This is a genomic window from Roseobacter sp. HKCCD6576-2, from assembly GCF_013179285.1.
Classification (GTDB): domain Bacteria; phylum Pseudomonadota; class Alphaproteobacteria; order Rhodobacterales; family Rhodobacteraceae; genus Rhodophyticola; species Rhodophyticola oceani.
Map to the genome: position 1 here is coordinate 1 of NZ_WVNW01000022.1, position 17,855 is coordinate 17,855.

General features: G+C 60.1%; 15 protein-coding genes. 3 read left to right on the top strand and 12 right to left on the bottom strand.

Translation table 11 applies throughout. The features are described 5' to 3' along the window. The 8 genes from GTF44_RS22670 to GTF44_RS20910 all read right to left on the bottom strand — a co-directional run. Nucleotides 1-391, bottom strand: a 391-nt coding sequence (locus GTF44_RS22670) for a class I SAM-dependent methyltransferase (RefSeq protein ID WP_171563148.1), incomplete at its 3' end; no start/stop codon positions are given. A gap of 458 nt (nucleotides 392-849) precedes the next feature. Further along, the gene (fahA, locus tag GTF44_RS20880) at nucleotides 850-2,088 is read right to left on the bottom strand and encodes a fumarylacetoacetase (protein ID WP_171563082.1); all 1,239 of its coding nucleotides are present in this window, start codon (nucleotides 2,086-2,088) and stop codon (nucleotides 850-852) included. Between the two features lie 9 nt (nucleotides 2,089-2,097). Continuing rightward, the gene (maiA, locus tag GTF44_RS20885; protein ID WP_171563084.1) at nucleotides 2,098-2,727 is read right to left on the bottom strand and encodes a maleylacetoacetate isomerase; all 630 of its coding nucleotides are present in this window, start codon (nucleotides 2,725-2,727) and stop codon (nucleotides 2,098-2,100) included. After that, nucleotides 2,728-4,080 (bottom strand): homogentisate 1,2-dioxygenase, encoded by a 1,353-nt coding sequence (hmgA, locus tag GTF44_RS20890; RefSeq protein ID WP_171563086.1) that lies wholly within the window; start codon nucleotides 4,078-4,080, stop codon nucleotides 2,728-2,730. 77 nt (nucleotides 4,081-4,157) lie between these two features. Next, nucleotides 4,158-5,747 (bottom strand): sulfatase, encoded by a 1,590-nt coding sequence (locus GTF44_RS20895; RefSeq protein ID WP_171563088.1) that lies wholly within the window; start codon nucleotides 5,745-5,747, stop codon nucleotides 4,158-4,160. Between the two features lie 72 nt (nucleotides 5,748-5,819). Continuing rightward, nucleotides 5,820-6,782 carry a tripartite tricarboxylate transporter substrate binding protein gene (locus GTF44_RS20900; protein WP_171563089.1) on the bottom strand — a complete coding sequence of 321 codons (963 nt, stop codon included), beginning with the start codon at nucleotides 6,780-6,782 and terminating at the stop codon, nucleotides 5,820-5,822. Nucleotides 6,783-6,832: 50 nt separating this feature from the next. Continuing rightward, on the bottom strand, nucleotides 6,833-8,323 hold the full coding sequence (locus GTF44_RS20905; RefSeq protein WP_171563091.1) for a tripartite tricarboxylate transporter permease: 1,491 nt from the start codon (nucleotides 8,321-8,323) through the stop codon (nucleotides 6,833-6,835). Nucleotides 8,324-8,367: 44 nt separating this feature from the next. Beyond that, nucleotides 8,368-8,853 (bottom strand): tripartite tricarboxylate transporter TctB family protein, encoded by a 486-nt coding sequence (locus tag GTF44_RS20910; RefSeq protein ID WP_171563093.1) that lies wholly within the window; start codon nucleotides 8,851-8,853, stop codon nucleotides 8,368-8,370. A gap of 84 nt (nucleotides 8,854-8,937) precedes the next feature. On the opposite strand from GTF44_RS20910, the gene GTF44_RS20915 reads away from it, so the two are divergent. Continuing rightward, on the top strand, nucleotides 8,938-9,861 hold the full coding sequence (locus GTF44_RS20915; RefSeq protein WP_171563096.1) for a LysR family transcriptional regulator: 924 nt from the start codon (nucleotides 8,938-8,940) through the stop codon (nucleotides 9,859-9,861). On the opposite strand, the gene GTF44_RS20920 is transcribed toward GTF44_RS20915, so the two are convergent. Further along, the gene (locus GTF44_RS20920; RefSeq protein WP_171563099.1) at nucleotides 9,856-13,008 is read right to left on the bottom strand and encodes a 2Fe-2S iron-sulfur cluster-binding protein; all 3,153 of its coding nucleotides are present in this window, start codon (nucleotides 13,006-13,008) and stop codon (nucleotides 9,856-9,858) included. The two genes, GTF44_RS20915 and GTF44_RS20920, sit on opposite strands and share 6 nt — an antisense overlap. A 38-nt stretch (nucleotides 13,009-13,046) precedes the next feature. After that, entirely contained in the window at nucleotides 13,047-14,114 is a 1,068-nt protein-coding gene (locus GTF44_RS20925; protein WP_216365202.1) for a glutathione S-transferase family protein, read from the bottom strand. An 866-nt stretch (nucleotides 14,115-14,980) separates the two neighbouring features. On the opposite strand from GTF44_RS20925, the gene GTF44_RS20930 reads away from it, so the two are divergent. After that, complete coding sequence (locus GTF44_RS20930; protein ID WP_171563101.1) at nucleotides 14,981-15,802, top strand: hypothetical protein; 822 nt, start codon at nucleotides 14,981-14,983, stop codon at nucleotides 15,800-15,802. A gap of 151 nt (nucleotides 15,803-15,953) precedes the next feature. After that, the gene (locus GTF44_RS20935) at nucleotides 15,954-16,412 is read left to right on the top strand and encodes a hypothetical protein (RefSeq protein ID WP_171563104.1); all 459 of its coding nucleotides are present in this window, start codon (nucleotides 15,954-15,956) and stop codon (nucleotides 16,410-16,412) included. 377 nt (nucleotides 16,413-16,789) lie between these two features. Here the strand turns inward: GTF44_RS20935 and GTF44_RS20940 are convergent, their stop codons facing one another. Together GTF44_RS20940 and GTF44_RS20945 are read right to left on the bottom strand one after the other, a co-directional pair. Continuing rightward, entirely contained in the window at nucleotides 16,790-17,200 is a 411-nt protein-coding gene (locus GTF44_RS20940; RefSeq protein WP_171563106.1) for a hypothetical protein, read from the bottom strand. Between the two features lie 123 nt (nucleotides 17,201-17,323). Continuing rightward, complete coding sequence (locus tag GTF44_RS20945; RefSeq protein ID WP_171563108.1) at nucleotides 17,324-17,731, bottom strand: hypothetical protein; 408 nt, start codon at nucleotides 17,729-17,731, stop codon at nucleotides 17,324-17,326. Nucleotides 17,732-17,855: the final 124 nt, after the last annotated feature.

Here is a 17,855-nt window from a genome sequence, read left to right on the forward strand (position 1 = left end):
GCCCGTCGGGCAGATCGTCGATCAGATAGTCTGCTTTTCGGTATTCGATATCCAGTTTATGGGCGGCGGCTTCGGCTCTGGCATGGTCGAGGGAACCGGCCGAGAAATCGACGCCAATCACCTTGGCGCCTCTTGTCGCCATCCGCCTTGCATAAAGACCCGGCCCGCAACCCAGATCACAGACGTTCTTGCCAGACAGGCCGATTTTCCGGTCAATCCATGCCACGGTGCCGTCGATGGTCGGGCTCTTGCGCGAGGCCAAGTCCGTGCTGTCGTCCAGATGCATTTTCAGCATTTTTTGCGCGATCCAAGGATCGGTCCAGAGCACATCGGTTGTGTAGCGGGAAAAAGGCCTCGGTTTCCGATTGAGTTCAGCCAGATCTGAATACACGCTGGTCGGCTCCTCTCGCTACGGTGCCGCCCGGTAGCATCGTTCTTTGCGCATGCCAGCTTGCCGAACCCGGGTCAAGTCGACGTCCGCAACGGGGCTCTCAGCTGATCTTAGCCGCGTTGTGCCGCAAGGTCAGCGCGCGGTCCCGAAGCGGACATCGAATGGCAGTCGGTAGGTGGCCGCAGTGCGGACCAAGGATAGATTCGCCGTGACTGCGCCTAAGTCTGCCGTCGCCCGGACTAGGATATATGCCGCCTTTTTGGGTCGTATGCTTATCCGAACAAGGCTCCATTTATAGACTATGACTGCGGCAGGTCCGGCAGCCAAAAGCAAGATCAAGTTCATTTCGGTTTGTCGTTTGGCTGACACCGTCTGACTATAACTGAACATAAGCGGTTCTCCGTCGTATCAATGCCGAGAGCAAGCTTGTGGACAACCTGCGATGCCAGCGTTCGCGACTAATTCTCGGACGAAACAACGCGCCCATCGCACCGGCCGAAGCCGATGCGATAACCGTAACCCTGGGCGGCGCCTTTGAGTGACAGCGTATCCCCGTCTTCGATAAAGCCACGCGTTTCTCCGGCGTCGAGCGTCAGCGGCTCTTTCCCACCCCAGCTCAGTTCCAGAAGCGATCCGCGAGCCTCTTTTGCGGGACCCGAAATCGTTCCCGAGCCCAAAAGGTCGCCGACTCGCATTGGACAGCCGGAGGATGTGTGATGCGCAAGCTGTTGCGCAGAAGAGTAGTACATCTCGTTGTAATTCGTGCGGGCAATGGTCGTCTCGCGCCCGCCTTCCGGCGTCAGGCCGACCTCCAGCGCAATGTCATAAAGCATCGGGCCGGTGTCTCGCAGATGAGGAAGCAGTTCCTCTTCGCGCGCGGGTGTGGCGCAGCGGAACGGGGCAAGCGCCGCAGCGGTGACGATCCAGGGGCTGATCGTGGTGGCTGTCGCCTTGGCCTGAAACGGGCCGAGGGGCTGGTATTCCCAGGCCTGGATATCGCGTGCGGACCAGTCGTTGAGCAGCACATAACCAAAGATATTGGTGAAGGCGTCATCGACGCTGATCCGGCCCTGTGAGGCCGTGCCGACGATGGCGCCCATCTCCAACTCGATGTCGAAGCGCTGCGAGGGGCCAAAGCGCGGCGCGTCGTCATTGGGGCCTTTCAGCTGACCTTGCGGGCGGGTGATATCCGTGCCCGAAACCACAACCGAGGAGGCGCGCCCGTTATAGCCGATGGGGATGTGCAGCCAGTTCGGCGGCAGGGCGTTTTCGGCGCCCCGGAACATGGTGCCGACATTGGTGGCGTGGTGACGACCGGCGTAGAAGTCGGTGTATTCGCTGACGGTGAAGGGCAAGTGTAGCGTCGCATCGGCCATCGGTACCAGGTGGTTTTCGACATCGGCCCGCTTGGCGGCATCCTCAACCAAGAGGCCCATGAGCGCATCGCGCAGCTGCGCCCATGCCTCTGCGCCCTGGGCCATGAACGCGTTCCAGGTGCCGGTCTGCAGGGCGCCCTTGAAGGCGAGGATGCCGCCCGCCTCAAGGGCGGCCACATCGACGATCTGATCGCCGATGGCTACGCCGCATCTGGGCCGCTCCGCGCCCACGGAAAACACCCCGTAAGGCAGGTTGTTGAGCGGAAAGTCGGTGTCGGCACGGTTCGCGCTCTCGATCCAGCTGCGTTTGAGGTCGGTCATGACATCTCCTTAAGGGGCATCGGGTTGGGCCTCGGGGCCGGCTTGCGCGAAGGCCGGGAGGGCAAGGCAGTGCTGTTCAACCTCGGTTAACCGCTCAAGGCCGGTGAGGTCTACGCCCCAGCGCCGCGCATTGTAGAGCTGCGGGATGAGGCACAGATCCGCCAGTGTGGGCGTGTCCGCGAAGCTGAGCTTCGGTCCGACGGGCAACAGCTGGCTGTAGGCAGTGAGGCCGTGGCGCATCCAATGGGTCATCCACGCAACCACGTCCAGCTGGTCGTGGCCCATCCCCTTGAGCCGGGCGCCGACGCGCAGGTTGTTCACCGGGTGGATGTCGCAGGCGATGACATAGGCGGCCGCCTGGACCTGCGCGGCGGCAAACGGGTCTTCGGGCAAGAGCGGTGGCGACGGATGCATGCGGTCGAGATAGTCGAGGATCGCCATGGACTGGGTCAGCACGCGCCCATCGACCAGCACCAGCGTCGGTACGCCGGCGATGGGATTGACCCTGGCATAGGCTTCGTCGAGCTGATCGCCCCGCGCCAGATCGACGGCCCGCGTGTCGTAGGGCAGCCCCTTGAGGGCAAGGGCGATGCGCACGCGATAGGCGGTGGTGGAGCGCCAATAACTGTGAAGCTGCATCTATTTCCGCCCCGGCATCCCGTCAAAATACTTCTCCAGGTCGGACCAGACCTCGGTGTAATTGTCCTGCAAGGGTGCCTCGGTTGCGGCGAAGGGAGTCAGATGTTGCGGGAACCGCGTTTCGAACATGAAGGACATGGTGTTGTCGAGCTTTTCCGGCCCGAGATCTGCGTTGGACGCGCCTTCGAACGCGCCGCGGTCGGGACCATGGGGCAGCATCATGTTGTGCAGGCTGATCCCTCCGGGCACGAAGCCGTCGGGCTTGGCGTCGTAGATGCCGTAGATGTTGCCCATCAACTCCGACATGATGTTCTTATGATACCAGGGCGGGCGAAACGTCTCCTCGGCGACCAGCCAGCGCTCGCGGAACAGAACAAAGTCGATATTGGCCGTGCCCGGGCTGCCGGAGGGAGCGGTGAGGACCGTGTAAATCGACGGATCCGGGTGGTCGAAGAGGATCGCGCCGACCGGGCAATAGGCGCGCAGATCGTATTTATAAGGCGCGTAATTGCCGTGCCAGGCCACCACATCCAGAGGCGATTGGCCGATCTCGGTCACATGGAACTGACCGCACCATTTGACGGTGACGGTGGAGTGCACTTCGCGGTCTTCAAAGGCCGCTACGGGCGCCTTGAAGTCACGCGGGTTGGCCATACAGTTGGCCCCAATCGGCCCCCGCGCCGGCATCTCGAACTTCTCACCGTAGTTTTCGCAGACAAAGCCGCGCGCGGGGCCGTCCAGAAGCTCTACCCGGTAGACAAGGCCACGCGGGATGATGGCAATTTCCTTGGGTTCCAGATCGATGATGCCAAGCTCGGTCAGAAAGCGGATGCGCCCCGCCTGCGGCACCACCAGAAGCTCGCTGTCGGCGGAGAAGAAATAGTCATCGATCATACTTTCGGTGACGAGATAGACATGGCTCGCCATGCCCACTTGCGTGTTCACATCACCCGCCGTGGTGATGGTCCTCATGCCGGTGATCCAGGTCAGCCCCTCTCCCGTCGCCTCAACCGGGTTCCAGCGATATTGGCCAAGGCTGATGATGTCCGGGGCCACGCAGGGTGCGCTTCTCCAATAGGGCACATCGATTTTTCTGTAGCGATGAGAGTGCTTGACCGAGGGCCGGATCCGATAACACCAGGTCCGCTCTGGCGGATGTTTGGTAAACGCCGTTCCGGACAACTGCTCGCCATAGAGGCCATAGTCACATTTCTGCGGGCTGTTCATCCCCTGCGGCAGGGCGCCCGGCAGTGCTTCTGTTTCGTGGTCATTGCCAAATCCCGGCATGTAGCCCGGCGTGGTTCCGCAAGCGGTAAGGCGCTGGACAAGGTGGCGGCGATCTTGCGTGTTCATGATGTCCTCCATGGCGTGGGAACAGGGTTGGGGCGTGTGTTTAGCGCGCCGGGATCAGGGCGCGTCGGCCTGGGCTTCTAGGCGCGGCTGTTCAGGGCCGGGGTCCAATCGTCGTAGTCAACCAGAAGTTCCATCATCCGTCGCTGCATATCGTGCATTAGCGGTGATGGTTCGGCGTCATCCCAAAGGTTCTGCGCCTCGCAGGGATCGTCGGTCAGGTCGTAAAGCTCGTGATAATCGCAGGGGCGGCACAGCGTCATGCGATGCGTGTCGGTCACCATCGTGCGCAGCCGCTGCGGGCGGTCATAGTTCAGGTAGATTCGCTCGCGGTCATCCTCGATCAGGATCGCGTCGCGCTCGGGCGCCTCGCCATGCAAAGCCGGCAGCATCGATTGCCCTTGCGCACCGTAATACTGCGGCAGGCCGAGACGATCTAGGATGGTGCTGGAAACGTCAATCGAAGACATCAGAGCGGCGCTGCGGGTGCCAGACGGCGCCTGCGGATCGGCCCAGATGAAAGGTATGCGAACGGTGCCCTGATTGTGGATCGGCCCTTTCAGAAGGACGCCATAGTCGCCCATCAGATCGCCATGATCGGACATAAAGATCAGGATGGTGTCCTCGGCAAGCCCTTGATCCTCCAGACAATCCAGCACCCGGCCGATGCAATCATCGACCATGGTGATCATGCCATAGGTCAGCGCGATGGCCTCCCGCGCCTCACGTTCGGTGATGGCAAAGGGGATCTGGCCAAGGCGCTTGGCGGTGCCGTTTTCCTGTTCCATCCGCAAATGGCGCAGGGTCGGCGTGTCGCCTTTGCCGAAGGCCTCGGGCAGCTCCATGTCGTCGGGATCATACATGTCCCAGTATTTCCCCGGTGGGGTGAACGGATGGTGCGGGTCGGGGAAGGAGCACTGGATAAAGAACGGGCTTTCGCTGTCGGACGCGCCGCATTTCTTTAGGTAATCGATAGTTTTCTCAGCCACGAAACTGCTCGGATACAGCTCCTCGGGGATCGCGGTGCGCCAGGCCTGTGGCAGGGTGATCCGGTCATCGGGCAGCGCGTTTTTGGGCCCGCGCAGGCTGTCGGGATCGTCGCAACGCTCGCCGAGCCAGCGCAGGTATTCCGCCTGCACATTGTCGCCATGGAAGGTCGTCAGATCGACATGTTGGAACCCGTAATAGGGCAGCTTGACGTGGTGGTCGGCATGCTCGCGCCAGCGGATCGAGTTTTCGGACTGGTACTCTTCGCCATTGGGCCCACGGCGCACGGCCTCGCGGATCGACCCGTCGGGCTCGATCAGGTTTTCGGCCCCGGGGGGCGTAAACTCGCGCTCCATGCCGGTCATGTTTTGCACATGCAGCTTGCCCATCAGCGCGGTGTCGTAACCGGCTTCGGCCAGCTCCTCGACAAAGGTGCGGGCATGGACCGAGAGCGACACGCCATTGGAGCGCAACCCATGGGCCGAGGGCATCCGGCCCGTCAGGATGGAGGCGCGGTTCGGCATGCAGATCGGGTTCGCCACATAGCTCCGGTCGAAACAGACGCCTTTGGCGGCGATTCGGTCGATATTGGGGGTTTTCACCACGCTGTTGCCGTAGCAGCCCAAATGATCGGCGCGGTGCTGATCAGTCATGAAAAGGATGATATTGGGCTGTTTCGTCATCGGGTCAGGACCGTCTTTGAAAAAGGGTAAAGTGGGCGGCGCCGCAGGGATCGGCGCCACCCGGGAGAGAACTTATTGCAGGGCGTTCGCCACCGAGGAAAGGGCCTCGGCATTGGCCGCGATGCGCGCCTCAAGGGCCTCGCCGCTGTGGAATTCCGGCGTCACGCCACGGCTTGTCATCGCCTCTTGCAGCTCGGGCAGGGCCACCGCCTGTTCCAGCGCGCCGCGGATTACGTCGAGCCGGTCATCGGGCGTGCCCGCAGGCGCGAACCACCAGTAGTTGAGGCAGGATTCAAAGCCATAGCCAAGCTCGGCCGTGGTCGGTACATCGGGCAGGTCCGGGTGCCGCTCGGGCCCCATATAGACCAGCGCGCGCAGCCGCCCGTCGGAGCGGATCACATCCGTCGGCGACATCACCGCCACTTGCGTGTGCCCGCCCATGAGCGAGGTCGTCCGCGCGGAGCCGCCGCCGACATTGACGTAGCGCATGTCGATACCCGCCGCGTCGTTCAGCATGGCGGAGCTGAAATGCGACAGGCTACCCAGAAGGGTCGCGTCGGTCAGGCTGCCGGGCTCGGCCTCCACTGCCGCTTGCAGATCTTCCATGCTCTCAAAGCCGGAATCCGCCGCCGTACCATAGACCAGGCAGAAATTGTTGGTTTCCGCCACGGGCGTGAAATCATCGGGGCCGAAATCGGAGGTCCCCATCAGCTCCGCAGTGATCAGCGTCTGATGCGAGAAGAGCAGGCGATAGCCATCGGCATCCGCATCGCGCACATCGCGCGAGCCGATAGTCGTACCGCCGCCGGGCATGTTCACCACAACCACCGGCTGCGTCAGCAGATCATTGTCGTTGATCGCCTGCGCGATCATCCGTCCATAGGTATCACCCGGACCACCCGGGCCCCAAGGCACGACAAGCTGGATCGGCTCACTGGGGAACGCGTCCTGCGCCATCGCGGCTGTACCGAACGATGTCGCCGCAGCAATGGCGATCCCGGACACCAGTGTTTTGACTGCGGTTGTCTGTGTCATAAAGTCTTCCTCCCTTTATGTGGTTGGTGTTGATGGTGTGATCTGCGCCTCTAATCGGGCGCTTGTCGTCGTGCGGCGATGCGTTTCGAGACGAGCGGCCAGGCCAGCATCGCGACAGAGGCAATGACGAAGGCCAGCGCGATGGGCCGGGTGACCAGAGGCCAGAGGCTGCCATTGTAGAGCATCAGCCCGTTGCGCAGCTCGCTCTCGGCGATGGGCGCCAGGATGAAGCCCAAAACCACGGTGCCGATAGGCACGCCCGCCCGGCGCAACAGGTATCCGATGACGCCGAAGCCGAGCATAATCCAGACGTCGAAGAAGCGGTTGGTCGCGGTAAAGACGCCGATGATGCAGAACACCAGGATCGCCGGGGCCAGCAGGCTCTTGGGTATCCGAGCGACCTTGGCGATATAGCCCGCGCAGGTGATCATGAAGGCGAACATGATGAAGTTGGCGATGAGCGCTGCGGCGATGATGCCATAGGCCACCTGCGGCTGCTCGCGAAAGAGGCCCGGCCCCGGCTGGAGATCATGCACGATCAGCGCGCCGATCAGGATCGCGTCGACCACGCTGCCCGGAATGCCAAGCGCAATCAGCGGCACCAACGCTCCGTTCACTGCGGCGTTGTTGGCGGATTCCGCGGCGACGATGCCTTCTTCGGAACCCTTGCCGAACTCTTCCTTTTTCTTCGAGACGTTGCGCGTGACCGAATAGGACACGATGGCCGCGACCGCGCTGCCGACGCCTGGCAGGATGCCGATCCACGTGCCGATGACCGAGGAGCGGAGCACATTGCCCCAGTGTTTCAACATGTTGCGCGTGTTGCGCAGAATATCCTTCGCCGTGGTGCTCGCCTGCTGCACTGGCTTCTGGTTTCCGACCAGCATTTCAATCAGCTGGCTGACCACAAAAAGGCCGAGGAGCGTCGGCAGGAGCCGGAAGCCCGCATTCAGCTCATCATAGCCGAAGTTCAGCCGGATGATGCCTGAGGCGACATCTGGGCCGACAATCGCCACGCCGAAGCCGAAAAGCGCACCGATCAACCCTTTCAACAACGCGCCTTGCGACACCGCCGAGATCAAGATCAGAGCCATTAGCACGAGCGCGAGAAACTCATACGGCCCGAAGCGCAGGGCAAACTCCGCCAGCGAGGGCGAGAGCGCAGCGAGGAACACCCAGGAGATCATGCCACCGACAAAGGATGCGATGACGCCGAGCGACAGGGCGCGGCTGGCCTGCCCGGACATCGCCATCGGATAGGCATCCATGGTGGTCATGATCGCTGCGGGCGTGCCCGGCATCTTCAGAAGCGCGGCGGAGATCAGCCCGCCCGAGATGCCGCCCACATAGATCGAGACCAGCATGATCAGCGCATTCACGCTGTCCATATAGAAGGTCAGCGGCAGCAAAAGCGCGATCAGCATCGCCGGGCCAAGCCCCGGGATGGCGCCGATCACCACGCCCAGGATCGTACCGAGCGCGATGAAGAACAGCGGCACTGGCGTCAGAAGCTCGGAAAACGAGGTCAGAAGCTGTTCCATGGCTTACCGCTGCGCCCGCGACATGCAGTGAAAAACGGCCCCGGTCATGCGCCCGGCAACTGCACAATGAGAATTTCGGTGAGGATCAGACTGACCCCAATGCCGAGCGCCAGAGCCGTGGCGACCAGTACCATCAGATCGCGCCGCCCGCGTCCGCCATCGATCAGCCCGTAGGCGATGATGTAAGCAACCGTGGCGACCATGAAGGGCAGGATCTCCAGCGCCAGTAACAGCAGATAGACAAAGGAGACTGCGACGCAGGCCAGTACCTTGGGCAGGCGGCCCTCGGCCAGCGACGAAGCGCGTGTCTGATCCGCAGTCTCGGCCGAGCGGTGCTTCAAAAGCACCCGCGCCAACAGGATAAGCGATAGACCAGCAAGCGCGCTCGCGGTGATCAACGGCATGCCGCCAGGGCCCATCGGCTCCCACCGCGAGGCCGGCAATTGCCATCCACCATAAAACAAAACCGCCGAAATAATCAGCATGACCAGTGCTAAAAGCACATCGGCCTGCAAAGCCCTGTTCTGCATCGCAAGCATTCCTCCCACGCTCAGGTTGACCAGCGGCTACACTTAAGTCAATTTATATAAACTAACCGAAAGATCAGTAATCTAATGCATATCACCCCGCGCCACCTGGTCCTTTTGGTCCGTATCGCCGATCACGGATCTCTGACCCATGCCGCGCAATCGTTGAACCTGACCCAGTCGGCCCTGTCGCAAAGCCTCAAGCAGATCGAAGAGACAATTGGCGCGAAACTGGTGGAGCGGAATCGGCAGGGCGCCAAGCTGACGGAGATTGGTGAGCGCATCGTGCGCTATGGCCGGGTGATCGATCAGATGGTGGCGCGCACCCGAGAAGACATCCAGGATTGGGAGGCAGGCAAACTCGGCCGCCTCGCCATCGGCGTGACCCCCCTGACCGCGCGGGTTGTACCCATGGCCATCGGCACATTCCTGAAGGAACGGCCAAAACTGGCCGTCACTCTCTTCGAGGACAGTTTACCAAGCCTGATCGCGGGCATCGAAAAAGGCAATATCGACGTGGCCGTGGGCTATATCGGCATGGCGCAGCCTCCCGAAGGGCTCGAGGCCCATCGGCTATATGACGACGATCTCTGCATCATGGCCGGGCGCGACCACCCGCTGGCGCAAAAGGGCAAAATCACCCATGCCGATCTGGAGGACGCGAACTGGCTCGAACACTATATCGGCACCGCGATCCAGAGCCAGACGCGGACGATCCTCGCGCTAAACGGCTTCACGCAGATCAAGACGCAGATCGAGCTCGGCTCGGCAACCAGCCTGATGAGCATTTTGGCCTCAAACCATTACATCGCCCTGATGCCAAAGGCGCTGCTGGAGCTGAGCGACACGAGCGAAGGGCTCGTCGCGCTCGATTACCCGCTCGAGGGCACCCACTGGCCAATGGGCTATATCTACCGCCCCGAACATGTCATGCCGAATCTGATCTGGGATTTTGCCGAGATGTTGCGCGACAATTTTAGCGACCGACAAAGGGCCGCCGCTAGCTCATAGATCCAACGTGATCCGTCCGCCCGGCGCGGCGGCACGGGACTGGCAGGTGATGATCTCGGTCTCGCGCTGCGCGTTGGACAGCACAAAATCGCGATGCTCGACCTCGCCGTCCACCAGCCCGCATTTGCACACCCCACAAATCCCGTCGGCGCATTTGATGTCGAGCCGCACGCCGTTTTCCAGCAGCACATCGGAGAGGGATTTATCAGCCGGCACCACCAGCTCGCGGCCAGAGGCGGCGAGAACGGCGGTGAAGTCGTGGTTCTCATATTCGGGCGTTTCGGGAACAGTGAAGTATTCGAAATGCCGGTGGTCTTCGGGGAACCCCGCCGCCTCCGCCGTGTCCAAGACCGCACGGATATAGGCCTCCGGCCCGCAGGTATAGACATGGGCGCCGTCGGTATAGGTCAAGATCCGGGCGAGGTCAGCGCGCGCGCCCTCCTCCGAGATATGCAGCGTGACATGGTCGGCCCAGGGCGCATCGGTGAGCGTGTCGAAAAAGCCCATCTTGCCCCGCGCGCGGCCCGAGTAATGCAACTCGAAGGGTTTGCCCAGGGCGTGCAAGCGATGCGCCATGGCGATCATCGGGGTGATCCCGATCCCGCCCCCCATCAGGAGGGTTTTCCCGGCCCCTTCCACCAACGGGAAGTGGTTCTCCGGGTGCGAGACAAAGACCCGCCGCCCTTCGCTGAAGATCCGGTGCAGCATCTTCGAGCCGCCCCGCCCTTCGGCCTCACGCAAGACGCCGATTTCGTACTTACTGCGATCCGCCGGGTCGCCGCAGAGCGAGTATTGCCGGAAAAACTCGGGCGTCACGACCACATCGAGATGCGCCCCCGCCGTCCACTCCGGCAGGTCCTGGCCCTGCGGGTCGCGGAAGACGAAGCGCGATATCCCGTCGGCGGTTGAGGTCACCTCGGCAATCTCCAGCGCCAGAACCGGGCTGGCTTCGGTGATCTCGAAGGGTTTGACCAGACCCTCCGTCTCGCCCGCCGCGAGCCGCGCCTGATACGTGGCGGGGGTCACCATCTGCTGAAACGCCTCGATCCCCTTTTCGCGGTCGATGGGGAACGGATAAGCGTAAGGCGGCGGCGCAAGATTGGCCGGGTAGCAGGCCAGCGTCTGGTCCTCGTATTTCAGGTCAAGGTCCTTTTGCAGCCCGCGTTTATGCACCGGCGCATCGGTCAACCGAAACCCGCCATCTTCCGAAAGGCACAGATCCCACCACCATTGCTTGGTCTCGTTCAGATCGCCGCGATTTAGCAGATCATCGAGCTTCGCCAGCGCGGGCGCGGAGCCCGGGAGTTTCATCGCCGTCCAGCGGAACACCGCATCCCCCAACACGCCTTCGAGGTTCCAGGGGCAGGTTTTCATGCAACGCCCGCACATCGCGCCGCCCAGATTGGTCATCCGGTAGGTGGCACATTTCTGCGCGTCGGATTTCCAGATCTCATAGCCGTTGAACATCAGTTTCGGCCCCGCCGTGATCGCCCCCGAGGGGCATTCGCGGGCGCATTTCTTGCAGGCCTCGCAGAAGCTTTGCAGGCCGAAATCAATCGGCTTGTCATGGGCCATCGGCAGCTCGGTCGTGACCACGCCGGATTTCAGGCGGGGCCCAAGATAGGGGTTCAGGATCACCTCGCCGATGCGGCTGACCTCGCCAAGACCACTCAGCAGCAGAAGCGGCGGGTTCAGCACGCCGCCATCCATCGTTGTATGTGCCCGCGCGCCATAACCAATATTGCGCAATTGCCGCGCGACGACCCCGCCCAGAAGCGAGAACCGCAGATAGGCCCGCATCGAGAGCGACACGGAAATCCAATCATCCCCCGAAGAGCCATCCATCGTCTCATAGCCCTGATCGACGATCATCGAGATCGCCTGATCATGGTCCGGCACGATCTCATCGCCAAGCGCGTCGTGGCTGTACCAGACCCAATCGGGGCAGCGCGAAATGCCGACCGCGTCGATGCTCATGAAATAGGTCGTGGCCTTCACGAGGTCATGGGCGGCCTCGGGGCTGAGCTCCATCCGCGCCTTGGCCACCGGCCCGTCCTGCAGGAACAGAAGCGCCCCAAGCGCGCGGCGCTGCGCGCTCGCCATGGCCGATTTCAGCGTGTGATAACCGCCGATCGACACATTCTGCACCTTCTCACCCAGATCGCCGAACTGCGCGCGCACGAACATGTCGGAGCGTTTCGGAACCCGTGGCACGCGGTCTTCGTCGATGAAGGTGGTGGGCGTGTCGACGCGTTTGATGCTCTCGAACGGATGCGCGCCATCCTTGAAGCGGCGCTTGGCGTAGCGGCGTTCATAGCGGAGCTTGGGTTGCGTAGGGGCCAGCGGCAGATCGGGCGCCAGCGTGAGCGTTGTGGTGACGGCAGCGAGCCCATAGCCCCCGCCGACAAAGGGCGCCACAACCGCGCCGTCCTGCACATAAGCCAGCCCTGCGGCCACGGCGAGCCGGTTCAGGTCCACATCTGAGGTCGTCGCCGAATGCCCCCGCGCATCAACCCCGTAAAGCCGCAGATAATCGGCCACAACGGCCGCCGTCTCGTTGGCCAACAGCGCCGAACGGTGGCACGCGGCGCCATGCAGCCAATCCGTGCCGGTCTCGCCCTTGTCGGGCTCACGCGGGGTTTCATAGAGAAACACAATCGCATGGGTGTGGCTGTCAACCGGGCCGGGCGTGGCGGCCATGGACTCCTTCAGATCTGCCATGATTTTGTCGAAACCCGGCGCCACGGATTTCACCCGCCTCGTCTGCAAATCCTCCGCCAAAGCGGCGATGCGCGGGTTCACATAGGCCTCGTCCAGGCGCGCCGCTTGCGGCAGAGCGCAGACACCCACCATGGAGGCATCCTGAAAGTAGCCAAAAGACTTCAGATGGTTGGACCGCTCTACAGGGCCCTTGGGCATCTCGGCCTGGACCGGGTTAACCATGCCCACCCGGATCGCGTCCAGCACCGCCTGATGGTCGCACATCGCGTTGATGATCGAGTGCGGGTCATCGGGCCGCTCAAAGGACATCGGGTCGAAGCGCGGCACTGCCGACAGGTCGATGCCAGCCTGCCGTGGCAAGACCTCCAGGCTGTGCGGGCCCAGATGCGGCAGGCGGTTTTTGCGCGAAAGTATCCTGGCCGCCATGGCGTCCTCCCGAGATCAATGGCGTCGTGTTGAGGCGGTCAGCTCGTCGGCATGCGCCGGCCGGAGCCGGGCCATGTCAGCACCCCGTGGATCAGGCATGGGCGCTGGATGATGCGGTCGTAATAGGCCCGGACGTTTGGGCGGTTCGCCGTCTCTCCCCAGAACCCGGCATTGCCCAGATACGCGAGCCGGATCAGGCTGACGCCCCAGAAGATGTCGGCCAGAGTGAACCGGTCGCCAAAAATCCACGGGCCTTGTGACTGCGTGAGCGTATCCTCCAGCCCCTGCACCAACTCTTCGCTGAGCGCGATGGCCGCCGACATCGCCTCGGCATCGACGACAAAACCTTCGGCGGCGCGTTCCTTGGCCAGTTTCGCCTCATAGGCGGCGATCAGCTCCGGTTCATCAGCGACCCGCGCCATGAAATCGGCGATTTTCTTGTATTTTTTCTGATAGATGCCGGGCATCCGCGCCTGGATTTCTTCGGGCCGGGTGTCGTGATCGGGGTTCGCGCCGTAGAGCATCGCCACATGCGGCGTGCGGTCGACATGGTCGATCTGGGCCATAATCTCCGCCTCCAGATCCTCCGGCAAAAGGTCGATCCGGTCGCGATATTGGCGCGTCAGATGCAGGCAGATCAGCTTGGAGTCGGCGAGAATTTTCCCGCTCCCCGTGTCCACCAAGGTCGGCACCACCAGCGGGTCGAACCCTTCGCTTTCGACGGACGAGCCACCGGAATAGCTCGACACGAACCGCGCCTGCTGCGCGACCTCGGAGGCCAGACGCAGGCGGACATATTCGGGCGTATAATTCTCGTACTCGATGGGTCCGGCGTATTGGTTGGAACCGAACGCCAGCCCCAACTCATCCAGCACTGCGCGCACCTTTTGCGAGCAGATCGAGAAGCCGAAATGAAAGAGTTGCAAGTCAGGCGTCTCAACCGTGCTAGGGTCAATCTCCGGCAAGCGGTGTTCGTTGGTGATCACGCTGGCTCGACCGGGTGAAACGATTACTTTCCTTGCAGCCTCGGTGAGTGCCAGAAGATCCATTTCAGAGCGTTCGCTTTGCGTCACGGTTTCCCCATTAATCTCAACTCGGTTGGGCATCCAGTTTTATGCGGTACCTGAGTACTGGTCGCCCCACGTTGCGCGCTAGGCAAACGATGGCCGAGACACTAACATTAAGTCAATTTAACAATCCTTAGGTATTCATAAGACTGGCGAATGCTTTGCAGGATAGCGCCATGTCACATGGGCACATTAGATCCAACTGTTGTCAGATCACCTGACAGCATTGGAGTTCCGCGAGTTGGAGTATTGAGAAAAGGCTTGGGGCGAGGAGCGGGAAGGCAGCATCGTCACCATGCAGCATCCCGACACAAGAAACGTTTTCAAGCGCTTTCGGTGTAGTGATCTCTAAGACTTCGGCGTCGGAATAGCGGCTAGCTCTCCAAGGCAGCGAAGGAACTCGTTTGACCCTAGCATTGGGCAAGGACAAAGTATCTGATAACTACCAAGAGCAGCAAGGGGCGCAGCCAAAATGATAGTTCGTTCCGTCTGCGACATGTGAGTTGCACTCGAAACCCTCGGCGTGCCGTGCCTGGATGACTGGTTTCCCGCTGCCGAGCAGCGCGGCTAACCAAGCAGATGCGGCGATTTTCGTGCTGCGAGCGCTCGCAGCATATTTCAAGACTTCTGCTGTGGGCTCTCAGCCGCCGTCGACTGCGACACGCGCCTACGACCGCTGGCCAGCCCGAAGCGGACGTTGACCCAGGGCAACATACGAGATCCCATACCACTTCAAGTGAACTGGGATTGTCTCCCGAGCACAGCTAGTGCAAATTCGATTATCTTCCACTATATCTCGACGGATGGATGACCTGATTGACAGACCCGACAACCAGCTTACTGCACCACCGCGCAGGAAACCCGTCAGTTGGTTTGAGGAAACTGTACAAATAAGAGGGTGCAGTTTGAGCATCGAAGATATCAAAGATATCTATAGCGATTTGAGCGCAATAAACCGAAAATTTGGCGAAGACGTGATCGCAACGTTGCACCGAAATCCTGAGACTACAGATGAGGAATGGGAAAACTATAAAGCGTTCCTGCTGCAGGATGCCTTCTGTTTGACAGTTTCGATCACAGGGGATCGAGACCAACAACTCTACGGCGAAAGCTCTGATGTTTTTGAAAGTGCCGCTCTACCGAACCCAATCAGAACCGTTTACTTTAACAACATTACAGCTTGGCAACGTCATGCTTCACGAACTGAACCTCGCAATAGGCTTGAAGTGTTCCTAGATTTTGGGAAACCACCACTTTTCGACCCTACTTCAGTACTGTCGGAGCCAACTCCCAATGATAGTAGCGTTAAGGTCAAGGCGGATGACATGACCTTCTTCCGGGCTGTTCGACAGATTGTTGATACCAAGCTACTAACTCGCCGTACCTGGTACAGTTCTATCCATCGATCTTTCACTTACGACGCGGGTGTTTGGCTTGTTGCACTGCCCGCGGGCTTAATCGTAGCGACGTTTTATATGGAGACTTGGTTTCCAGTCGGAAGTAACTGGGAAGCCTATCGATGGGCCTTCTTCCTGTATGCTCTAGGATTGGTTCTCCTTGGATACCGCTTCGTTTCAGACTATGCCAAATGGGCCTTTCCAGTGAACGTACTTTCTGACAACAAAGACAACAGTTTACGCCATAGGCTCACTTTAGGAGGCTTATTTGGATGGCTCTTTTATAAGGCGGCAGATGCGGTTTATGGCCTTCTGCCTTTTACTCCTTAGCGAAGTTTCGAAACATGCCTCATAACTCGTTAGATAAAGTTGCCTTGATTAAAAAAACAATAGATTTTGGCGGTACCAAATGCGGATGTACGGTGGCACCACATTTTATTGACGTTGGCGGCTTCCCCACATCTGAAGCGAGGCTTTGAACATGTTAGGCGCCTTGACAGCTTTCGGCAGTGTGGCTATGGCGGCTTTAGGATTCCTGTTGGGGAGGTTTTATGCGGAATCCGAACGAATTCTCTCTGAAAAGCGAAAGACTTACCTCGAATTCTTGAACGAATTGCCACCCCTCAATGATACATATCTGGATGCCACGGAGGAAGAGTTCTTGGAATCGCTAAGACCCGCAATCGAGCGCTTCCCGAAGCTGATGTTTTATGCAGACAAGTCTGTTTTAATGGCGTGGGGTGTATTACAGCAAAGGTATATGGAGGCTCACGCTGCACTGACTCCTGACAGTCCTGCACTTGCTCCAGAGTACCAAGCGCTCGCAACCGCTCAGAATGACTTGGTATTGGAGATGAGGAGAGACGCATTCCGTTGGTCCATCTTCAACTACAGCGGTAAAACCCGTGTCTCGGACAATTTGGATTTGCCAAATAGTTGAGCATATGGACAGCGCAAGGGCTTCGAATGCGGAAGAATTGACGGACGGAGAACTGCCGGAACCATGTTTACATGTGTTGAGATTCTCCATCCGTGAACTTACAGATTAGTCGGGTAAGACACTTTCGGATTCCCGATAGCGAAACACGTTTCGTGTGCCGCGTTTAGTTTCAAGATTTGGACAAAGAATCGGTTGCACTTTGCAAAGTTGCACAGTCCGCTTCCTGCGCATTGCTGACGTTGAGGCGGTGCGCAGCGAAAGACTGCACCCCTGAAGGTTTTTCGATGCGGGCCGGGGTGCAGCATTTCCTTCCGGCGAAGCGTGCGGCCCGCGTTGACAAACCTCGGAAGGAGGAAGCCGCGGGGTCTGGTTGTGACCTATGGGGAAAGAGTGGTGGCGGGTGGGGCTGACTTCGCCACGAGTGCGCGGTCGACTGTGTTTGAAGCGCTTGATGCAGTCATTTTCTGCGACCTTGATTGCGGGTATCCTGCGGATTGGGTGCTGATAATGCAATTCGGTGCGTCATTATAGGTGATGATCGCAAGCGGTTTCGACCGATCATCCAAGGATAACCGGCTGATGTCGCGTTGGTTGAACAGATCTGGTGTCATGCGGCCTGCTCCTTGGGTGGTGCGCGCGGCCGCCTGCGCGGCGGCGAGCGCGGCTTTTTTCCGCTCTGCCTCGGCAGCCTTGATCGCTTCTTTAACCTTGATCTGCAGTGCCTTCAGTTCGTCTAGGGACATCCGATCAAGGTATATGGTCATTCCGGTTTCATTTTCTTGTCCCATGAGGACCTCCTTATTAAAAGAGCTCCCCCGGTCTGTGCTGGTGAGGCCAGAATACACCGACCGGGAGAGAGTTGGGGTTCACGCAGTGAGGGCAAGTCCACTGCATGACGCATCTCGTCTCGCTTAAGCGAGATCGATCAGCGTATCGAAGCTCCCCCGTCTTATGTCGAGGAAACTGTTACAAACGCGGAGGCCCTGGGACCTGCCGAAGAGCTTGATGACGTTGAGAATGTGGTCATGCCGGGCGATCAGCTCATATTGCGTCAACCTGGCCTCCGCCCTGCTCCCCGCAAGAATGTCCCGAAATATCAGTCGCATGCCGGGCGCGGGACCAAAAAAAGACGCAGCAACAATTTCGAGTGCCCGGAATACAAGGCGGTTGGGGACTGCAGTGATGCCGAACTGGGCGAACTCCATTTTTGATTGGTCATCCATCGCCGATGTTATGCGAATAATTGGCCCATTTTGATCCGGCCCGATCAGCACCCACGCATCGGCGTTGGCTGCTACCGTAAACACCGAGCTATTCATCGGAACACATCGGAGTTGCGCTGGACAGGAGAGTCGTGCCTCTGCCACTGAAGCTCTGGCGAGATCGCATCATAGCTCAGCAAGCGCCTCGCGCGCTCGTAGGACAGGGCGCAAAACAAAATCA

Bases quoted from the DNA above. Each gene is read 5' to 3' on its own strand.
- fahA (WP_171563082.1), bottom strand. From the start codon at position 2,088: ATGACCGACCTCAAACGCAGCTGGATCGAGAGCGCGAACCGTGCCGAC.
- maiA (WP_171563084.1), bottom strand. From the start codon at position 2,727: ATGCAGCTTCACAGTTATTGGCGCTCCACCACCGCCTATCGCGTGCGC.
- hmgA (WP_171563086.1), bottom strand. From the start codon at position 4,080: ATGAACACGCAAGATCGCCGCCACCTTGTCCAGCGCCTTACCGCTTGC.
- GTF44_RS20895 (WP_171563088.1), bottom strand. From the start codon at position 5,747: ATGACGAAACAGCCCAATATCATCCTTTTCATGACTGATCAGCACCGC.
- GTF44_RS20900 (WP_171563089.1), bottom strand. From the start codon at position 6,782: ATGACACAGACAACCGCAGTCAAAACACTGGTGTCCGGGATCGCCATT.
- GTF44_RS20905 (WP_171563091.1), bottom strand. From the start codon at position 8,323: ATGGAACAGCTTCTGACCTCGTTTTCCGAGCTTCTGACGCCAGTGCCG.
- GTF44_RS20910 (WP_171563093.1), bottom strand. From the start codon at position 8,853: ATGCAGAACAGGGCTTTGCAGGCCGATGTGCTTTTAGCACTGGTCATG.
- GTF44_RS20915 (WP_171563096.1), top strand. From the start codon at position 8,938: ATGCATATCACCCCGCGCCACCTGGTCCTTTTGGTCCGTATCGCCGAT.
- GTF44_RS20920 (WP_171563099.1), bottom strand. From the start codon at position 13,008: ATGGCGGCCAGGATACTTTCGCGCAAAAACCGCCTGCCGCATCTGGGC.
- GTF44_RS20925 (WP_216365202.1), bottom strand. From the start codon at position 14,114: ATGCCCAACCGAGTTGAGATTAATGGGGAAACCGTGACGCAAAGCGAA.
- GTF44_RS20935 (WP_171563104.1), top strand. From the start codon at position 15,954: ATGTTAGGCGCCTTGACAGCTTTCGGCAGTGTGGCTATGGCGGCTTTA.
- GTF44_RS20940 (WP_171563106.1), bottom strand. From the start codon at position 17,200: ATGGGACAAGAAAATGAAACCGGAATGACCATATACCTTGATCGGATG.
- GTF44_RS20945 (WP_171563108.1), bottom strand. From the start codon at position 17,731: ATGAATAGCTCGGTGTTTACGGTAGCAGCCAACGCCGATGCGTGGGTG.